An 18,422-nucleotide genomic window follows, 5' to 3' on the forward strand; every position below is an offset into this window, starting at 1 on the left:
CGGACGAGGGGGGCTCCATGGCATTGACCGTCCAGGCGTCGCGACCGGCGCGGTTCCGGCAGGCGGTGATCTTCTGCTGCAACGCGGGCTACCTGCCCTATGCGCTTCATGCCGCGGACCAGATCGACCGGCTTACCCCGGATCGCGCGTTCGACTTCTGCATCTGCCACGGCGAGGAACCGCTTTCGATCCCCGAAAGCCTCTCGGCGCTGGATGTCCGGCTGATCCGCATCGATACCGGCGGCGTATTCAGCGGCCTCCGGCTTGATCCCCGGCGGACTCATGATGTCTATCTGCGGCTTGCCCTGCCCGAGGCGCTGGCGGCGGATTACGACCGCATCCTCTATCTCGACTCCGACATCTTCGTTCAGGGCGGGGATTTTGCCGCGCTTCTGGGGCTCGATCTCGGAGCCCGCCCGCTCGGGGCGATCCGCGACAATATCCAGTGGCGCACTCCGACGCGGCGGGCGGAACAATTCCGGCGGCTCGGTCTGCCCGCGGCACCCTATTTCAACGCAGGCGTCCTCCTGATGGATGTGCGCCGCTACAACGAAATGGACCTGCTTCGCCGTTGCGTGGATCTCGGGCGGCGTGAAGCGCACCGGATGATCCGGCACGACCAGAACCTTTATAACGCGGTGCTACAGGGTGATTGGGCGGAACTCAGCCCGATGTGGAACTGGCAGTATTCCTGGGCGGCGCGGCTGTTCGAAGCCATGCGCTATCCGCACATCGTGCACTTCATCGGCACGCTGAAACCCTGGGCGGACCGGCACGGCCAGTATTCCCCGCGCTTCGCCCGCAGTTTCGACGCCTTCATCGCGCGTCACTTCCCCGAGCGTCCGCGCATTGAAATCAGCCGCGGACTCTCGCCCGACGCGCCGATGATGCGGAAGATGCTCGTGAAGCACTTTCTTTCTGGCCGCAGCCTTGCGCGATACCTCGACCGCTTTCCGTCCGACATGACGGTGATCCGGTGAAACGCGCCTGGCAGCGCATGCTGTCGGGCCGCAGGCTGGACCTGCTCGACCCGACGCCGGTCGACATCGAGGTCGAGGATATCGCCCACGGCCTTGCCTTCGTGGCGCGCTGGAATGGCCAGACCCGGGGCGACTTCGCCTTTTCCGTCGCCGAGCATTCGCTGCTGGTCGAGGAGATCCTTGGCCGTTGCCAGCCCCATGCGCCGGCCCGCTGGCGGCTGGCGGCCCTGCTGCACGATGCGCCGGAATATGTGATCGGCGACATGATCAGCCCGGTGAAGGCGGCCATTGGCGCGCAATACGGCGATCTGGATGCCAGATTGGCGGCCGCGATCCATATCCGCTTCGGCTTGCCTGCGCAGTTGCCCGCCCAGGTCAAGCGGGACATCAAGCGGGCCGACCGGATATCGGCCTGGTTGGAGGCGGTCCGGATTGCGGGTTTTACCGTGGAGGAGGCGGACCGGTTCTTCGGTCGACCACCCGAGGCGCTGATTGATGACCTGGAGATCAGGCTTCGCCCGCCGGTGGAAGTCCGGGCGGCTTTCACCGCCCGGCATCAGACGCTTCTTTCCGCGCTCGACCGGCGCTGACTCAGATCGCCATGCTGTCGGCGGACTTACCCGCCCTGATCGCGTTTTCAAACCACCGCGGCTTGCGGCCGCGTCCGGACCAGGTGTCCGAGGGATTGTCGGGGTTGGCGTATTTTGGTGCTGCTGCCGCCCGTCTTTTGGTCGCGGCGGAGCCTGTCAGTTCCGAAAGCGAGAAGCCGAGTTCGCGGGCCCTGTCTTCCAGTTCGGCCAATGCGTCCCGCTTCCGCCGGTCCTCATAGGTCGCGATCGCTTTTGCGACCTGGGTCTGAAGCGACTTGAGTTCCTTGAGGGTCATGGAGTCGAGATCGATGTCCACTTTTTTGTTCCCATAGGTGAGCCATGGCTCAATCCTTTTTATCATTCTCCATGAAGGTCAATGGAAGCGTTCTTAAAAAACCCGAATTTCCGTCCGCGCTTCTGTAAAAAGTTGGCACTGCCTGCACTTTTGGACAGTAATCCCGGTTTTCGGCCCGGCCGCACAGCCGGCTGATGAGGCGGATCCGCAAAAGAAAGGCGGCGGCCGGGTGGCCGCCGCCTGTTCCTTTCGCCGTCGCGTGTCAGCGCGGGCTGCGCTTCGCGAGGATGCGCTGCAACGTCCGGCGGTGCATGTTCAACCGGCGCGCGGTCTCGGACACGTTGCGGTCGCACATTTCGTAGATGCGCTGGATGTGTTCCCACCGAACGCGGTCGGCCGACATCGGGTTCTCGGGCGGCGGCGGCAGGCTTTCGCCCTTGGCCAGCAGCGCATGGGTGACCTCGTTGGCATCGGCCGGCTTCGAGAGATAGTCGGTCGCGCCGATCTTCACCGCGGCGACCGCGGTGGCGATCGCGCCATAGCCCGTCAGCACCACGATGCGGCAGTCGGGACGCCGCTCGCGCAGCACCTCGACGACGTCGAGTCCGTTGCCATCCTCGAGCCGCAGGTCGACCACGGCATAGGCCGGCGGCCTGGCCTGCGCGATGGCCTTCCCTTCGGCCACGCTCTGGGCCATCTCGAGCACGAAGCCGCGCTTTTCCATCGCCTTGGCGAGACGCTTCAGAAATGGCTCGTCGTCGTCCACGAGAAGCAGGGACCTGTCAGCCCCGAGTTCGAATACGAGATCCTCAGCCATGATATCGCCCATCAGCTTTCCCCTTAACGCTTCTTAGGACTTCTGCAGGCGAGCGTCAAAGGAAGTTGACACATGGCTGTCATTCACGAAGCACGAAATTCGCTCGGCGATCTGTTCGGGCGTGTCCTCGCGCTTGAAGAAGTCGACGAAGCCCGTGCCGGGCAGCATGAAGTAGGTGTAGGTGGAATGGTCGATCAGGTAATAGTCGCCCTCGGCCTCCTGCGGCCGGTAGAAGGTCTTGTAGGCGCGCGAGGCCGCCTTGACCTGCTCTTCCGTCCCGGTCAGGGCGATGGTGTCGGGGTGGATGGCCTCGGCGAAGAACTTCAGCTGCTCGGGCGTGTCGCGCGCGGGATCGATCGAGATGAAGACCGGCGTCACCTCGGTGCCCCATTCCGCCAGGATGTCGACGGCCTGCGCGTTGCGCGCCATGTCGAAGGGGCAGACGTCGGGGCAGAAGGTATAGCCGAAATAGACGAGCGCGGGCTTTGCCAGGACCTCGCTGTCGGTCACCGTCCGCCCGTTCTGGTCGACCAGCGTGAAGGGGCCGCCGATCGCCCCGCCGGCAACCTGGTTGGCGCCGCATTCGGCGAAGCGGCCTTCCGGCTGCCTCAGCCAGACCCAGGCTGCCGAGCCGGCGAGCAGCGCCGCGATGGCTGCCGCGGCCGCCCCTGCAAAGAGCTTCGTCATGAGACCCTTTCCTCCCACGGAGATGCGGTTGCCATTGATCCGGCGATCACGGCGACCTAACAAGGTCCGATACAGGCAAAACGGCACGTGCTGCAATGATCCTCGGCCCTGATGGCGTTCTCAATCGTGACACGCGCGGCGACTGGGTGCGGCTGCGCACCCTGATCCTGCTGCGCTGGATGGCCGTTGCGGGCCAGCTGGTCGCGATCATGGTGACCAACTGGTATCTGGGGGTGAAGCTGCCCATGGGGCTCTGCTTCATGGCCGTCGGCGCCTCGGTGATTGCGAACGTGATCGCGAGCTTCGTGTTCCCGCAGAACCGCCGCCTGACCGAGTTCCAGGCGCTGATGATCCTGCTCTTCGACCTCACGCAGCTGTCGTTCCTGCTGTTCCTGACGGGCGGTCTCACCAATCCCTTCGCGCTGCTGATCCTTGCGCCCGTCACCATCTCGGCCCTCGCGCTGGAGCTTCGGACGACCGTCATCCTCGGCGCCATCGCCATCGGCCTTCTGACCTTCACCGCCTATTTCAACCTGCCATTGATCCTGTCCGACGGCAGCATGCTCGTCGTGCCGCGGATGTTCGAGTTCGGCTTCTGGCTTGCCATCGTCGTGGGTCTGCTGTTCCTCGGCCTCTACTCGCGCCGGGTCGCCATCGAGATCCGCTCGATGTCGGATGCGCTGCTGGCCACGCAGATGGCGCTCGACCGCGAGCAGAAGCTGACCGACCTCGGCGGCGTGGTGGCCGCGGCGGCGCATGAACTCGGCACGCCGCTGGCGACGATCAAGCTGGTCAGCTCGGAACTGGCCGAGGAGCTGTCGGACCGGCCGGCGCTGCGCGACGATGCGGAACTGATTCGCGCGCAGGCCGACCGGTGCCGCGACATCCTGCGCTCGATGGGCCGGGCCGGGAAGGACGACCTGCAGATGCGGCAGGCGCCGCTTGGCGAGGTGCTGCGCGAGGCGGCCGAGCCCCATGTCGGCCGCGGCAAGCGGGTCGAGTTCGACCTTTATCCCAGCCGGGACGGCGACGAGCGCCAGCCGGTCATCCTGCGGCGGCCGGAAGTGATCCATGGCTTGCGCAACCTGATCCAGAACGCGGTGGACTTTGCCCGCTCCACGGTATGGATCGACGGCGAATGGACCGGCGACCGGATCGCCGTGCGCATCGTGGACGACGGCGAGGGCTATCCGCCCGCGATCATCGGCCGCATCGGCGATCCCTTCGTGCGCCAGCGCCGCAGCGAGGACACGCAGTCCAGCCGTCCCGGCTACGAGGGCATGGGCCTGGGCCTCTTCATCGCCAAGACGCTGCTGGAACGCTCCGGCGCCGAACTGAGCTTTGCCAATGCCGCGGACCCCTTCCTGCGCATGCACGAGCGGCCCGAGCGCTGCGGCGCCATCGTCGAGGTCATCTGGCCCGTCAGCCGGCTGGTCGTGCTGCGGAACGCGCCGCTTGGCGAGAACGTCCTGATCCAGGGCTGAGGCGCCTGCGTCACGCCCTCCTTTCGGGCGTGACGACCGCCCATCGGATTAACCAGCTATTAACCTTCTGCGCCTCATGGTCGGAATATCGTGCTGTTCGTCCGGGGTTTCAGGCAAATGGGGTTCGATTGGGCACTGGCGCTCGGGCTCGTCCTGACGGCAGTGATGGCCGCCTCGGCTGCCGTCGTTCTGGCGGGGGTGCTGCAGGCGCGCGGGGATCGCCGGCAGGGCGGCATCTTCGCGGACCCGCAGGGCGGGACGGTGTTCCTCTTCGATGGCGAGACGCTGCTGGATGCCACCCCCGGGGCGCGGGCGATCCTCGCGCTGTCTCCGGCGCGGGGCGGTCCCTGGCTCCGGCTGCTCGCCTATGTCGCCCCGCGCTTTCCGGATTTCGAACAGCGGATCTCGACGCTTGCCGGCGACGGGCGGCTGACCCTCGCCTCCGGCCCCGAGGGCGAGCCGCTTTTGCTGCAGGCCGAGATGCGCGGCGGCGTCACGCGGATCGTGCTGGACGATCCGGCCAGCGGCACGCGCCAGCGCATGGACCATCTGGCGCAGCGCGCACTGGTCGAGGAACTGGACCAGTTGCGGGCGACCGTGACACAGGCGCCGCTGATGATGTGGCGCGAGACCGCGGCGGGCGACGTGGTCTGGGCGAATGCCGCCTATCTCCTGCGGGCTGCGCGGCGGCTCGACCCCGGCGAGGACCTGAGCTGGCCGCTACCCCGCCTGTTCGAGCGGGCGGCCACGGCGCAGGGCGCGGCGGGGCAGCGCCAGAGGATCGAGGCGGACAATGGCGTGCTGTGGTTCGACCTCGTGAGCTTCGCGGAAGGGTCGGGGCGGCTTCTGTTCGCGTTGCCGGCCGATGCCGCCGTCCAGGCCGAGGCCTCGCTGCGCGACTTCATGCAGACGCTGGTCAAGACCTTCGCGCATCTGCCCATCGGCCTTGCGATCTTCGACCAGCATCGCAAGCTCGCGCTGTTCAATCCGGCGCTTCTGGACCTGACCGGGCTGCCGCCGGACATGCTGGCGCTGAAGCCCACGCTGTTCTCGTTCCTCGAGGCGCTGCGCGAGCGCCAGATGATCCCCGAGCCGAAGGATTATCCCAGCTGGCGCCGGCAGATCCTTGCGCTCGAGAAGGCCGCCTCGAGCGGGCTCTACGAGGAGACGTGGAGCCTGCCGGCCGGGCAGACCTACCGGGTCATCGGGCGTCCGCATCCGAACGGCGCGCTCGCCCTGATGTTCGAGGACATCTCGACCGAGATGACCCGCACCCGCCGCTATCGCGCCGACCTCGAACTCGGCCAGTCGGTGATCGATGCGATGGACGAGGCGATCGCCGTGTTCTCGCAGGCCGGGCAACTGGTGATGACCAATGCCGCCTATGCGACGCTCTGGGGGCATGATCCGGTCGAGACGGTCGGCTCGGCCGCCATCGGGCAGCTTTGCGAGCACTGGCGGGCGCTGAGCGCCCCCTCGCCGATCTGGGCCGAGGCGGAAAGCTTCGTGGCCGTCATCGGCGAACGGAAGTCGTGGAGCGGCGAGGTCCGGCTGAACGACGGGCGGCTGATCGCCTGCCGGTTCTCGCCGCTGACCGGGGGGGCGACGCTGGTCCTGTTCCGCCTCGTCGTGCCGGACGAGGCCGCGCCGCTGGATCTGGCGCCGGCCCTGCGCACCGCCTGATCCCGCTTGCAGCCCGCCACCGGTCTGGGCATGGTCGCGACCATGTCGCCCGAACCGTTCCTTGCCCTGCCCCTTGCCTCGGAAGAGGAGACCGCGCGTCTTGGTGCCGTGCTGGCCCGGGTGCTGCGTCCGGGGGATGCGGTGCTGCTTGCCGGGCCGATCGGCGCCGGCAAGACCCACCTTGCCCGTTCGCTGATCCGCGCCGCGCTGGGACGCGAGGAGGAGGTGCCTTCGCCCACCTTCACGCTGGTGCAGACCTATGAGGCGCCGGGGCACGAGATCTGGCATGCCGATCTCTATCGCCTCACCCATCCCGACGAGGTGCTGGAACTGGGACTCGATGCGGCCTTCGCCTCGGCGGTCTGCCTTGTCGAGTGGCCGGACCGGATGGCCGGCCTGACGCCGCCGGACGCGCTTCACCTGACGCTCGAGGCAGCCGGCGAGGGGCGGGTGGCAAGGCTTGCGGGCGGGCGGCCCGGCCTTCTGGCCGAGGTGGAGCGGCGCTGGAATGAGTGAGCGGGCGGCCCTGTCGCGGGCCTTTCTGGAGCGGGCCGGATGGGGCGGGGCAGCGCGCGGCTTCCTTGCCGGGGACGCGTCGGATCGCAGCTACGACCGGCTGACGAACAGCGCGGGAACGGCCGTGCTGATGGATGCGCCTCCCGGCAGGGGCGACGATCCAGCCGCCTTCGTCGCCATCGCGGCACATCTTCGCGGCCTTGGCCTGTCCGCACCCGAAGTGCTGGCTGCGGACCTGCCGAACGGCTTCCTGCTGCTCGAGGATCTGGGCGATGCGCTCTTCGCGCGGCTGCTTCCCGATCCGGTGGCGGAGCCGATGCTCTATGCCGCGGCGACCGACGTGCTGGTGCATCTGCAAGGCGCGCCCGCGCCCGCGGGGCTGCCGGACCTGTCGGCGCAGGACTGGGCTGAGGCCGCGGGCTTTGCGCCCGACTGGTATGCCTTCGCCGCGACGGGCCAGCGGCCCGATCGCGCGCGCTTCACGGCGCTGCTCGCCGAGGCGATGGCCCGGCACGCAGACGGCCCGCGCGTGCTGATCCTGCGCGACTATCATGCCGAGAACCTCCTGTGGCTGCCGGAGCGCGAGGGGCTGGCGCGGGTCGGCCTGCTCGACTTCCAGCTCGCCCAGATGGGCCAGCCGGGATATGACCTCGTCTCGCTTCTGCAGGATGCCCGGCGCGACGTGCCCGGGGACATCGAACGCAGCATGATGCTCCGCTTCGCCGCCGCGACCGGCGCCGGGGAAGCCTCGTTCACGGCGACCTATGCCGTGCTTGGCGCGCAGCGGGCGTTGCGCATCCTCGGCGTCTTCGCCCGGCTCTGCCTTGTGGCCGGCAAGCCGGGCTATGTGGCGCTGATCCCGCGGGTCTGGGACCAGCTCTGGCGCAACCTGCGCCATCCCGCCCTCGCCGCGCTGGCGGAGGAATGCCGCGCACTCCTGCCGGAGCCACGGCCGGCGCTGCTGGAAAGGATCCGGGGGCAATGCGGCCGGATGCGGTGATGATCTTCGCGGCGGGCTTCGGCACGCGGATGGGCGCGCTGACCGCCACCCGGCCCAAGCCGATGATCGAGGTGGCGGGGCGGCCGCTGATCGATCACGCGCTGGCACTGGCCGATGAGGCGGGGGTCCGCCGCATTGTCGCCAATACCCACTACCTGCCCGACAGTCTTCACGCCCATCTGGAGGGCAGGGCGCTGGTCTCGCACGAGCCGGAGATCCTCGAGACCGGGGGCGGCCTGCGCACCGCCCTTCCGCTGCTCGGCGAAGGGCCGGTCTACACGCTGAACAGCGACGCGGTCTGGACCGGCGCGAACCCGCTGGCCGAGCTTGCCGCCGGCTGGCGCGAAGGGATGGAGGCGCTGCTTCTGCTGCTGCCCTCCGGTGCCGTGAATGCCGCCCGCAGCGATTTCGTCGTGGATGCCGACGGCCGCCTTGCGCGTGCAGCGGGGCAGGCCGGGCACACCTATCTGGGCGCGCAGATCCTGCGGACCGACCGTCTGGCCGGGGTGGCGGAGGCGAAGTTCTCGCTGAACCTGATCTGGGACCGGATGATCGAGGCCGGCACCGCCTTCGGGCTGGTGCATCGGGGCGGGTGGTGCGACGTCGGCCGCCCCGAGGGGATCACTGCTGCCGAGGCGATGCTCGGCCATGTTTGACAGCCCCGGCCCCCGCCTTTTCGGCCTGCCTCCGGGCGTGGACTTTCCCGCCGCCCTTGTCGCGGGCCTGCGCGCGCGGCTTGCGGACGCGCCGCCCGAGGCGATGGCGCGGGTCGAGCTTTACGTCAACACCCAGCGGATGCGGCGGCGGATCACCGAGCTGATGACGGCCGAAGGCGCCGGGTTCCTTCCGCGCATCCGTCTGGTGACCGAGCTGCCCCCGGTGCCCGGCCTGCCCGCCCCGGTGCCGGCGTTGCGCCGGCGGCTGGAACTGGCGCAGCTCGTCGCGCGGCTGATCGAGGCGCAGCCCGACCTTGCCCCGCGCTCGGCGCTGTTCGATCTGGCCGACAGTCTGGCCGAGCTGATCGACGAGATGCAGGGCGAGGGCGTGGCCCCCGAGGCGATCTCGCGGCTCGACGTGGCGGACCATTCCGCGCACTGGCAGCGGACGCAAGCCTTCATGTCGATCGTGGCGCCGATGTTCGGAGCGGATGCGCCGGATGCGCAGGCGCTGGCCCGCATGACGGTGGAGCGGCTGGCGGCCCACTGGCACGAGGCGCCGCCACCGCATCCGGTGATCGTGGCGGGCTCCACCGGCTCGCGCGGGACGACGGCGCTGTTCATGCAGGCGGTGGCCCGGCTGCCGCAGGGGGCGCTGGTGCTGCCCGGCTTCGACTTCGACCTGCCGGCTGCGGTCTGGGCGGGCCTCGACGATGCGCTGACCGCCGAGGATCATCCGCAGTTCCGCTTCCACCGGTTGTTGGCAATGCTCGACGCCACGCCCTCGGACGTCCGGCGCTGGTCCCCCGACGCCGCGCCGAGCCCGGGGCGCAACCGGCTGATCTCGCTGTCCCTCCGTCCTGCGCCGGTGACCGACCAGTGGCTGACCGATGGCAAGCTGCTTCCCGACCTGTCCGGCGCGGCCAAGGCCATGACGCTGATCGAGGCGCCGGGCCCGCGGGCCGAGGCGCTGGCGGTCGCGCTGATCCTGCGCCGCGCGGCCGAGGAGGGGCGGCGGGCGGCGCTCATCACCTCGGACCGCGAGCTGACGCGGCAGGTGGCGGCCGCGCTGGACCGCTGGGGGATCGTGCCGGACGATTCGGCCGGCAAGCCGCTGGCTCTGTCGGCGCCGGGCCGCCTGCTGCGCCACGTCGCGCGGCTGTTCGGGCGGCGGCTGACCGGCGAGACCCTGCTGACGCTTCTCAAGCATCCGCTGACGGCGACCGGCTCGGACCGCGGCAACCACCTGCGCTGGACCCGCGATCTGGAGCTGAAGCTGCGCCGCCACGGCCCTCCCTTTCCCACCGGGGCCGATCTCGCCGACTGGGCCGGCACGCGGCCGGCCGACGGGGTCCTGGACTGGGCGCTCTGGCTCGGGCGGTTGATCGAGGGGGTGGAGGCCTTGGCCACACGCTCGCTCTCGGCGCACGTCGAGGCGCATCTGGCGCTGGTCGAAGCACTGGCGGCGGGTCCCTCGGGCGCCACCACGGGAGAGCTGTGGCTCAAGGAGGCGGGCGAGGCCGCGCTGGCGGCGGTCAGCGACCTGCGCCGCGAGGCCCCGCACGGCGGCGACCTGACGCCGGCCGACTACACCGACCTCTTCGACGCCATCCTTGCGCGCGGCGAGGTGCGCGAGGCGGTGCAGGCCCATCCCGGCCTGATGATCTGGGGCACGCTCGAGGCGCGGGTCCAGGGGGCCGACCTCGTCGTCCTGGGCGGGTTGAACGACGGGACATGGCCACAGCTGCCCCCGCCCGATCCCTGGCTGAACCGCCAGATGCGGCTGAAGGCCGGCCTCCTGCTGCCCGAGCGCCGGATCGGCCTTTCCGCTCACGACTACCAGCAGGCCGTGGCCGCGCCGGAGGTCGTGCTGACCCGTGCCGTGCGGAGTGCCGAGGCCGAGACCGTGCCCTCGCGCTGGCTGAACCGGCTGACGAACCTGATGAGCGGCCTTCCTGCGCAGGGTGGGCCGGAGGCGCTGGCCGCGATGCGGCGGCGCGGGCAGGGGTGGCTAGCACTTGCGCAGGTGCTGGAGGCGCCGGGCGAACCGGTGCCTCTGGCGCGGCGCCCGGCGCCCCGGCCTCCCGTCGAGGTCCGGCCCCGGCAACTGGCGGTGACCGGCATCCGCACGCTGATCCGCGACCCCTACGCGATCTACGCCCGCCACATCCTGCGGCTCCGGCCGCTCGACCCACTGCACCGCTCGCCCGATGCGCGGCTGCGGGGATCGATCCTGCACCGCATCCTCGAGGATTTCGTGAAGGGCCGGCAGGACGCCAGCGACCGCACGGCAGAGCGTGCCCGCCTGATGGCCATTGCCGAAACCGTCCTGGCCGAGGAGGTGCCCTGGCCGGCCGCCCGCGCGCTCTGGCTCGCCCGGCTCGACCGCGCGGCCGATTTCTTCCTCGAGGCCGAGGCGGCGCAAGGCGGCTCTCCGGTGGTGCTGGAGCGGGAAGGCCGGGTGGAGCTTGCGGGCCTTGGCTTCACACTGACCGCCAAGCCCGACCGGATCGACGTGCTGCCGGATGGCCGGCTGCACATCCTCGACTACAAGACCGGCACGCCGCCGACGAAGAAGCAGCAGGAGCAGTTCGACAAGCAATTGCTGCTCGAGGCGGCGATGGCCGAGCGCGGCGGCTTTCCGGGTCTCGAGGTCGCCGAGGTCGCGCGGATCAGCTACATCGGCCTCGGGTCCAGCCCGAAGATCGAAGCTCTGGAAACGGACGCCGCGCTTCTTGGTCAGGTCTGGGAGGGGCTTCACGCGCTGATCGGGCGCTACATGGTCCACGCCCAGGGCTATGCCTCGCGCCGCGCCATGTTCGGCGAGCGCTTCCCGGGCGATTACGACCACCTCGCCCGGTTCGGCGAATGGGAGATGAGCGACCCGCCGGAGCCCGAACCCGTCGGCCCGGAAGCCAAGGGGGCCGGCGCCGAAGAGACGCAGGCCTCAGCCCGGCCCATTGCGCAACCCGCGCCGGAGGAGGCGGAATGAGGGACGATGCCACCGAACGGCAGGTGCAGGCGGCCGATCCGCGCGCCTCGACATGGCTCTCCGCCAATGCGGGCTCGGGCAAGACGCGGGTTCTGACCGACCGGGTGGCGCGGCTGCTGCTCGACGGGGTCGAGCCGCAGCGCATCCTCTGCCTGACCTATACCAAGGCCGCAGCGTCCGAGATGCAGAACCGCCTGTTCCGGCGCCTCGGCGAATGGGCGATGCTCGAGGACGCGCCGCTGCGCACGGCGCTGCACGCTCTGGGCCTCGAGATGGTCGAGCACGAGACGCTCGCGCAGGCGCGCCGCCTGTTCGCGCGGGCGATCGAGACCCCGGGTGGGCTGCGCATCCAGACCATCCACTCGTTTTGTGCCACGCTCCTGCGCCGCTTCCCGCTGGAGGCCGGCGTCTCGCCGCAGTTCACCGAACTCGACGACCGCGCGGCGCGCCTCCTGCGCGAGGAGATGGTCGAGGAGATGGCCGACCGGCTTGCCCCCGGCCTGATCGCCGGCCTCGCCCGCGCCTATACCGGCGAGGACTTCGCGTCCCTGACCGAAGAGGTGGCGCGCAACCGCGGCGGACTTCTCCCGCCGCTGGAGGAGGACGCCTGCCGCGCGCTCTACGGCCTGCCGGCCGGCATGGCTGCGGACGCGCTGATCGCGCAGGTCTTCCTTGGCGGAGAGGCCGAGTGGATGCCGGCGGTGATCGCCGCGCTCGAGGCCGGGTCGCCGAACGACCGCAAATGCGCGCCCAAGCTGCGGGCGCTGTCCTTCGCCGCACCGACGCTCGCAACGCTGGCCGATATGGAGGGCATCCTCCTGACCGGTGCCAGCGCAAAGGAGCCCTACACCGCCAAGATCGGTTCGTTCCCCACCAAGGAGACCCGCAACGCGCTGGGCCCGCTGCTCGACCGGCTGGAAGACCTCATGCGCAGGGTCGAGAGCGCCCGCCCACTGCGCTGCTGCCTGATCGCGGCCGAGCGGGCGCGGTTGCTCCATGCCTTTGCGGGGACCTTCCTGCCGCTTTACGAAGCGCGGAAGGCGGCGCGCGGCTGGCTTGACTTCGACGACCTGATCGGGCGGGCGAAGGCGCTGCTGACCGATCCGTCGGTGGCGCAATGGGTGCTGTTCCGGCTCGACGGCGGCATCGACCACATCCTCGTGGACGAAGCGCAGGACACGAGCCCCGACCAGTGGAAGGTGATCGAGCTTCTGGCGCAGGAGTTCACCGCGGGACGCGGGGCGCGCGAGGTGCAGCGCACCATCTTCGTGGTCGGCGACAAGAAGCAGTCGATCTATTCCTTCCAGGGTGCGGATGTCGCGGCCTTCGACCGGATGAAGGCCGAGTTCGGCCGCAAGCTTTCCGAGGCGCAGCGCCGGCTGGAGCAGCTCGACCTGCTGCATTCCTTCCGCTCGTCCTCGACCATCCTGCGGCTGGTGGACCTGACCTTCGACGAACGGCGCCGGCAGGATCTGGGGGGCGAGGTCCGTCACATCGCCTTCAAGTCGGCGATGCCGGGCCGCGCCGAGCTCTGGCCGCTGGTCCCCGCCGGCAAGGACCCCGAGCCCGAACACTGGTTCGATCCGGTGGACCTCGTCTCGGACGAGCACCACGCCGCCCGGCTTGCCCGGCAGGTGGCCGACCGGATCCGCAGGATGATCGACGCGGGCGTGCAGATCCCGCAGGACTCTGGTTTCCGCACGGTGACGGCGGGGGACTTCCTCATCCTCGTCCAGCGCCGCTCGGACATCTTCTGCGAGATCATCCGGGCCTGCAAGGAAGCCCGCCTGCCCATCGCCGGGGCCGACCGGCTGAAGCTCGGCGCGGAACTGGCGGTCCGGGACCTTTCCGCTCTGCTTGCCTTCCTCGCCACGCCCGAGGACGACCTGTCGCTCGCCGCCGTCCTGCGCTCACCGCTGTTCGGCTGGAGCGAGGCTCAGCTCTTCGATCTTGCGCATGGGCGCGACGGCTATCTCTGGCGCCGGCTCTACGACCGCGAGGCCGACCATCCCGAGACGGTGGCAACCTTGCGCGACCTGCGCGATCAGGCCGACTTCCTGCGCCCGTTCGACCTGATCGAGCGGGCGCTGACCCGCCACGACGGCCGCCGCCGCCTGCTCGCGCGGCTTGGCGAGGAGGCCGAGGACGGCATCGACGAACTCCTGTCGCAGGCGCTTGCCTACGAGCGGACGGACGTGCCGAGCCTGACGGGCTTCCTGACCTGGCTCACCACCGACGAGGTCGAGGTGAAGCGGCAGATGGAGGGCGCCGGCGGCCGCATCCGCGTGATGACGGTCCACGGCGCCAAGGGGCTGGAGGCGCCCATCGTCATCCTGCCCGACACCGCCGACCGCAGCCCGCGCGAACGCGACGAGATCTTCACGCTGCCGGGCGGCGTCCCGGTCTGGAAGACCGCCGCTGCGGAAAGCCCGCCGCAGATCGTGGCCGCACGCGAGGCACGTCGGGCGCGTGACGCGGCCGAGAACCTCCGGCTGCTCTACGTCGCGATGACGCGGGCGCAGTGCTGGCTGATCGTGGCTGCCGCGGGCAAGCTGGACAGCGGCGGGGCCTGGCACGATCTGGTCCGGCAGGGGATGGAGGCCGCCGGATCGGAGCGCCTGCCCGACGGCGGGATGCGGCTGGTCGAGGGCGCCTGGCCCGAGCCGGTGCCGGCTTCGGCTGCGGCCGAGGCTCCTCCGCCGGTCCTGCCCGCTTGGGCGGGCTGCCCTGCCCCTGATCCCGTGCGGGCGGCGAAGTTGCTCTCTCCCTCGGATCTCGGCGGGGCGAAGGCGCTGTCGGGTGAGGCGCTGCCCGCCGAACTGGCGAAGGCGCGGGGAACGGCGCTGCACCTGCTGCTCGAACATCTGCCGCAGCACGAGGCCACGGCTTGGGACGAGGTGGCGCGCGGCCTGCTGCCGGATCCGGCCGACGTGGCGAAGCTTCTGGCGGAGGCGCGGGCCGTGCTGTCGGCGCCGCATCTGGCCGAGGTCATGGCGGCCGAGGCGCTGCTCGAGGTGCCGGTGACGGCTGAAGTTCTTGGGCAGCGGCTGTTCGGCACCATCGACCGGCTGATCGTGGCCGAGGATCGGGTGCTGGCGATCGACTACAAGTCGAACGTGATGGTGCCGGACCGCCCAGAGGAGGTCCCCGAGGGCATCCTGCGCCAGATGGGCGCCTATGCCGAGGCGCTGGCGCAGATCTATCCGGGGCGCCACATCGAGACGGCGATCCTCTGGACCCGCACGGCGCAGCTGATGCCGCTTCCTGTCGATATCGTGAGGTCGGCCCTTGCCCGGGCCACGACAGCTTGACGCGGGGGAGGGGGGTCCTTACCTTTTCCTCAAGCCTATCGCATCAGGAGAATTGAATATGTCCACCGTTCCTGTGACGGACGCTACCTTCGACGCCGAAGTGCGCAAGTCCAGCGTGCCCGTCGTCGTCGACTTCTGGGCCGAATGGTGCGGCCCCTGCCGGCAGATCGGCCCGGCGCTCGAGGAACTCTCGAAGGAATATGCCGGCAAGGTGAAGATCGTGAAGGTCAACGTGGACGAGAACCCCGAAAGCCCCGCGATGCTGGGCGTTCGCGGCATCCCGGCCCTGTTCCTGTTCAAGGACGGCCAGGTGGTCTCGAACAAGGTCGGCGCCGCGCCGAAGGCCGCGCTGGCGAACTGGATCGCCACCGCGCTCTGAGCGCGCCATCGCATCGTTCCGCAGGGCGCCCGGTCGGGCGCCCTTTCCGTTTCCGGGGCGCTCGCAGACGGGTGCTCCTTAAAGGGCCGCGTCAGGCGTCGGGTCCGCTCAGAAGTGCCAGCCGTGGCGGTCGAACCGCGACAGGATCTGCGCCTCGGCCTCTGGCGAGCCGCCGTTGATCGTGTTGAGCTGGAAGAACCAGTAGAGATAGGCCTCGTGGTCGGGCAGAGTCCCCTCGGCCCGTGCAAAGGCTTGGGCCACCCCCTCGCGCGGCACCGAGCCCGCGATGTGGTGAAAGTCGATCCCGGCGAACAGCACGGCCGGCTTGCGCATGAAATAGCCCGTCAGCGCGACCGAGGAGTTCTGCGTCACCACCAGATCGCAGGCTGCCAACAGCGGCAGCGGGTCGGCGCGGCTGACATCCAGCCGCGGATAGCGGCGGATCAGGTCCTCGAGCGCGTGAAGATCCGACGAGGTGTAGTGCTCCTTCGGGTGCAGGGTGGCGCGGATGGGCCGCGGATCGTGATCCAGGGTGGCATGGATCATGGCGATGGGGCTCATGGCCTGGAACGAGCGGTGCTCTCCGATCCGGCCCTGCAGCGGCATGAAGATGAAGCCGTCGCGCGAGATCTTGCGCTCTCCCACGATGCGGCGACGCCAGCGCTGGTAGAACGGGCGCGCGGCGGTGGCCTCGACCTCCGCGGGATCGAATGTCTTGCGGGCCACGTCGAACCACCAGCGTTCGTTCGTCGCCTCGATCTGCCAGAACGGGTAATGGTAGGCCCGGCGCAGGCAGAGACAGCGCGGCCCGACCGGCTCCTGCATGTGAAAGAGGCTCCACCCCTGCCGGCGGGCCGGGTTGGCGCGATCCTCGGGCGTGTCGGGATGGATGTCGACCGCCAGACCGCGTGTGGCGACTGCCGCCTGGATGCGGTTGATGATGTTCACCTTCCCCGCGACCGCATCCTCGCGCATCGGGCTGGGCAGATAGATGTTGAGAACGCGCGTGTGCGGCATCTTTCCCCTTCCGGCTTCCCCGGAACATGCGCCAAGAAGGCTAAGGCCGGTTTAACGGAGCTGCCAGCGCGACGCGCCGTCGCCCGGCTTGTCCGGGCGCGGCAAGGGCTCCATATAGGCCCAAACGGAGGGTTTCATGGCGGAAGACAGGTTCCCCGGCTGGCACGGCACGACGATCCTTGCCGTGCGTCGGGGCGGCGAGGTGGTCGTTGCAGGCGACGGGCAGGTCAGCCTTGGCCAGACGGTCATCAAGGGCACGGCGCGCAAGGTCCGCCGCCTCACCCCCGGCGGGCACGACGTCGTGGCCGGATTCGCGGGATCGACCGCCGACGCCTTCACCCTGCTCGAGCGGCTGGAAAAGAAGCTCGATGCGGCGCCGGGGCAGCTTGCCCGCGCCTGTGTCGAGCTTGCCAAGGACTGGCGCATGGACAAGTACCTGCGCAACCTCGAGGCCATGCTGATCGTGACCGATGGCGAGACGCTTCTGGTCATTACCGGTGCGGGCGACGTGCTGGAGCCGGAACATGACGTGGCCGCCATCGGCTCGGGCGGGAACTTCGCCCTTGCGGCGGCGCGGGGGCTGATGGCCTCCGACCTGCCGGCGGAAGAGATTGCCCGCCGCGCCATGGCGATCGCCGCCGACATCTGCGTCTACACCAACGGCAACCTGACCGTGGAACGGATTTCCAAATGACCGACCTGACCCCGCGCGAGATCGTCTCGGAGCTCGACCGCTTCATCATCGGCCAGAAGGACGCCAAGCGCGCCGTCGCCGTGGCGCTCAGGAACCGCTGGCGTCGCAAGCAGCTGGCCGACGACATCCGCGACGAAGTCTATCCCAAGAACATCCTGATGATCGGCCCCACCGGCGTGGGCAAGACCGAGATCTCGCGCCGCCTTGCCCGGCTGGCGAAGGCGCCGTTCCTGAAGGTCGAGGCGACGAAATTCACCGAAGTCGGCTATGTCGGCCGCGACGTCGACAGCATCATCCGCGATCTGGTGGATGCGGCCATCGTCGAGACCCGCACCCGGATGCGCGACGACGTGAAGTCGCGCGCCGTGAAGGCAGCCGAGGACCGGGTGATCGAGGCCATCGCGGGGCGCGACGCGCGCGAGCAGACCCGCGAGACGTTCCGCACGAAGCTCAAGCGCGGCGAGCTGGACAATACGGTGATAGAGATCGACGTGGCCGACACCTCGAACCCGATGCAGATGCTCGATCCCACCGGGCAGGGCCAGATGGGGATGATGAACCTTGGCGAGATCTTCGGGAAGGCCTTCGGCGGGCGCACCACGCGGCGCAAGATGACGGTGGCCGAAAGCCATGACATCCTGATCAACGAGGAGGCCGACAAGCTTCTGGACGACGAGGTCGTGAAGGCCGCGGCGCTCGAGGCGGTGCAGGAGAACGGCATCGTCTTCATCGACGAGATCGACAAGGTCTGCGCCCGCTCCGAGATGCGCGGCGCCGACGTGAGCCGCGAGGGCGTGCAGCGCGACCTGCTGCCGCTGATCGAGGGCACGACGGTCTCGACCAAGTATGGCCCGGTCAAGACCGACCACATCCTCTTCATCGCGAGCGGGGCGTTCCACATCGCCAAGCCCTCGGACCTGCTGCCCGAGCTTCAGGGCCGCCTGCCGATCCGGGTGGAATTGCGCGCCCTGACCGAGGAGGACTTCGTCCGCATCCTGAACGAGACGGACAATGCGCTGACCCGGCAATACATGGCGCTGATGGCGACCGAGAAGGTCGCCGTCACCTTCACCGAAGAGGGGATCAAGGCGCTGGCCTCGATCGCCGCAGAGGTTAACCGCACGGTCGAGAACATCGGCGCGCGCCGGCTCTATACCGTGATGGAGCGGGTGTTCGAGGAGCTGTCCTTCCAGGCCCCCGACCGGCCCGGCGAGACGGTGACGGTGGACGCAGCCTATGTCGAGGCCAATCTGGGCGAGCTTTCCCGCTCGACCGACCTCAGCCGCTACGTTCTCTGATATCGCGGGGCGGCGGCCGGGGC

16 protein-coding genes are annotated in these 18,422 nt (G+C 69.4%); 12 read left to right on the forward strand and 4 right to left on the reverse strand.

The features are described from left to right. Window positions 1–23: 23 nt before the first annotated feature. Together CK951_RS00585 and CK951_RS00590 are read left to right on the forward strand one after the other, a co-directional pair. Window positions 24–980: a glycosyltransferase family 8 protein gene (locus tag CK951_RS00585; RefSeq protein ID WP_198402424.1), complete on the forward strand. Its 957-nt coding sequence runs from the start codon at window positions 24–26 to the stop codon at window positions 978–980. Window positions 981–997: 17 nt separating this feature from the next. Then, the gene (locus CK951_RS00590; RefSeq protein WP_198402425.1) at window positions 998–1,570 is read left to right on the forward strand and encodes an HD family hydrolase; all 573 of its coding nucleotides are present in this window, start codon (window positions 998–1,000) and stop codon (window positions 1,568–1,570) included. Window position 1,571: 1 nt separating this feature from the next. On the opposite strand, the gene CK951_RS00595 is transcribed toward CK951_RS00590, so the two are convergent. The 3 genes from CK951_RS00595 to CK951_RS00605 all read right to left on the reverse strand — a co-directional run bounded on the left by CK951_RS00595 (window position 1,572) and on the right by CK951_RS00605 (window position 3,369). Then, window positions 1,572–1,886, reverse strand: coding sequence for an H-NS family nucleoid-associated regulatory protein (locus CK951_RS00595; protein WP_096784334.1), 315 nt, complete (start codon window positions 1,884–1,886; stop codon window positions 1,572–1,574). A gap of 241 nt (window positions 1,887–2,127) precedes the next feature. Next, on the reverse strand, window positions 2,128–2,682 hold the full coding sequence (locus CK951_RS00600; RefSeq protein ID WP_096787115.1) for an ActR/PrrA/RegA family redox response regulator transcription factor: 555 nt from the start codon (window positions 2,680–2,682) through the stop codon (window positions 2,128–2,130). A 33-nt stretch (window positions 2,683–2,715) separates the two neighbouring features. Beyond that, on the reverse strand, window positions 2,716–3,369 hold the full coding sequence (locus tag CK951_RS00605) for an SCO family protein (RefSeq protein WP_096784335.1): 654 nt from the start codon (window positions 3,367–3,369) through the stop codon (window positions 2,716–2,718). A 95-nt stretch (window positions 3,370–3,464) separates the two neighbouring features. Here CK951_RS00605 and regB point away from each other — a divergent pair, with 95 nt between their 5' ends. From regB to trxA, 8 genes are all read left to right on the forward strand, one after another. Further along, entirely contained in the window at window positions 3,465–4,853 is a 1,389-nt protein-coding gene (gene regB, locus CK951_RS00610; RefSeq protein WP_096784336.1) for a sensor histidine kinase RegB, read from the forward strand. A 117-nt stretch (window positions 4,854–4,970) separates the two neighbouring features. Continuing rightward, complete coding sequence (locus tag CK951_RS00615) at window positions 4,971–6,536, forward strand: PAS-domain containing protein (protein ID WP_096784337.1); 1,566 nt, start codon at window positions 4,971–4,973, stop codon at window positions 6,534–6,536. Between the two features lie 30 nt (window positions 6,537–6,566). Then, window positions 6,567–7,052 (forward strand): tRNA (adenosine(37)-N6)-threonylcarbamoyltransferase complex ATPase subunit type 1 TsaE, encoded by a 486-nt coding sequence (tsaE, locus tag CK951_RS00620; protein ID WP_096787116.1) that lies wholly within the window; start codon window positions 6,567–6,569, stop codon window positions 7,050–7,052. After that, entirely contained in the window at window positions 7,045–8,052 is a 1,008-nt protein-coding gene (locus CK951_RS00625) for an aminoglycoside phosphotransferase family protein (RefSeq protein WP_096784338.1), read from the forward strand. Before tsaE ends, CK951_RS00625 begins: the two co-directional genes overlap by 8 nt. Beyond that, entirely contained in the window at window positions 8,034–8,708 is a 675-nt protein-coding gene (locus CK951_RS00630; protein ID WP_096784339.1) for a nucleotidyltransferase family protein, read from the forward strand. Before CK951_RS00625 ends, CK951_RS00630 begins: the two co-directional genes overlap by 19 nt. Continuing rightward, window positions 8,701–11,700, forward strand: a complete 3,000-nt coding sequence (addB, locus tag CK951_RS00635; RefSeq protein ID WP_096784340.1) for a double-strand break repair protein AddB — start codon at window positions 8,701–8,703, stop codon at window positions 11,698–11,700. Before CK951_RS00630 ends, addB begins: the two co-directional genes overlap by 8 nt. Then, complete coding sequence (gene addA, locus CK951_RS00640) at window positions 11,697–15,011, forward strand: double-strand break repair helicase AddA (RefSeq protein WP_096784341.1); 3,315 nt, start codon at window positions 11,697–11,699, stop codon at window positions 15,009–15,011. Before addB ends, addA begins: the two co-directional genes overlap by 4 nt. 58 nt (window positions 15,012–15,069) lie before the next feature. Then, the gene (gene trxA / locus CK951_RS00645) at window positions 15,070–15,390 is read left to right on the forward strand and encodes a thioredoxin (RefSeq protein WP_096784342.1); all 321 of its coding nucleotides are present in this window, start codon (window positions 15,070–15,072) and stop codon (window positions 15,388–15,390) included. A gap of 108 nt (window positions 15,391–15,498) precedes the next feature. On the opposite strand, the gene CK951_RS00650 is transcribed toward trxA, so the two are convergent. Next, complete coding sequence (locus CK951_RS00650; RefSeq protein WP_096784343.1) at window positions 15,499–16,407, reverse strand: hypothetical protein; 909 nt, start codon at window positions 16,405–16,407, stop codon at window positions 15,499–15,501. A 136-nt stretch (window positions 16,408–16,543) separates the two neighbouring features. Between CK951_RS00650 and hslV the strand changes: the two genes are divergently transcribed. Next, entirely contained in the window at window positions 16,544–17,101 is a 558-nt protein-coding gene (hslV, locus tag CK951_RS00655; protein ID WP_096784344.1) for an ATP-dependent protease subunit HslV, read from the forward strand. Continuing rightward, a complete protein-coding gene (gene hslU, locus CK951_RS00660) occupies window positions 17,098–18,399 on the forward strand; it encodes an ATP-dependent protease ATPase subunit HslU (RefSeq protein WP_096784345.1) in 1,302 nt (433 codons plus the stop codon). The genes hslV and hslU overlap by 4 nt, the downstream gene beginning before the upstream one ends. Window positions 18,400–18,422 lie beyond the last annotated feature (23 nt).

The organism is Rhodobacter sp. CZR27, assembly GCF_002407205.1.
In the GTDB taxonomy this organism is placed as follows: domain Bacteria; phylum Pseudomonadota; class Alphaproteobacteria; order Rhodobacterales; family Rhodobacteraceae; genus Cereibacter_A.

Bases quoted from the DNA above. Each gene is read 5' to 3' on its own strand.
- CK951_RS00590 (WP_198402425.1), top strand. From the start codon at position 998: ATGCTGTCGGGCCGCAGGCTGGACCTGCTCGACCCGACGCCGGTCGAC.
- CK951_RS00600 (WP_096787115.1), bottom strand. From the start codon at position 2,682: ATGGCTGAGGATCTCGTATTCGAACTCGGGGCTGACAGGTCCCTGCTT.
- CK951_RS00605 (WP_096784335.1), bottom strand. From the start codon at position 3,369: ATGACGAAGCTCTTTGCAGGGGCGGCCGCGGCAGCCATCGCGGCGCTG.
- regB (WP_096784336.1), top strand. From the start codon at position 3,465: ATGATCCTCGGCCCTGATGGCGTTCTCAATCGTGACACGCGCGGCGAC.
- CK951_RS00615 (WP_096784337.1), top strand. From the start codon at position 4,971: ATGGGGTTCGATTGGGCACTGGCGCTCGGGCTCGTCCTGACGGCAGTG.
- tsaE (WP_096787116.1), top strand. From the start codon at position 6,567: ATGGTCGCGACCATGTCGCCCGAACCGTTCCTTGCCCTGCCCCTTGCC.
- CK951_RS00625 (WP_096784338.1), top strand. From the start codon at position 7,045: ATGAGTGAGCGGGCGGCCCTGTCGCGGGCCTTTCTGGAGCGGGCCGGA.
- CK951_RS00630 (WP_096784339.1), top strand. From the start codon at position 8,034: ATGCGGCCGGATGCGGTGATGATCTTCGCGGCGGGCTTCGGCACGCGG.
- addB (WP_096784340.1), top strand. From the start codon at position 8,701: ATGTTTGACAGCCCCGGCCCCCGCCTTTTCGGCCTGCCTCCGGGCGTG.
- addA (WP_096784341.1), top strand. From the start codon at position 11,697: ATGAGGGACGATGCCACCGAACGGCAGGTGCAGGCGGCCGATCCGCGC.
- trxA (WP_096784342.1), top strand. From the start codon at position 15,070: ATGTCCACCGTTCCTGTGACGGACGCTACCTTCGACGCCGAAGTGCGC.
- CK951_RS00650 (WP_096784343.1), bottom strand. From the start codon at position 16,407: ATGCCGCACACGCGCGTTCTCAACATCTATCTGCCCAGCCCGATGCGC.
- hslV (WP_096784344.1), top strand. From the start codon at position 16,544: ATGGCGGAAGACAGGTTCCCCGGCTGGCACGGCACGACGATCCTTGCC.
- hslU (WP_096784345.1), top strand. From the start codon at position 17,098: ATGACCGACCTGACCCCGCGCGAGATCGTCTCGGAGCTCGACCGCTTC.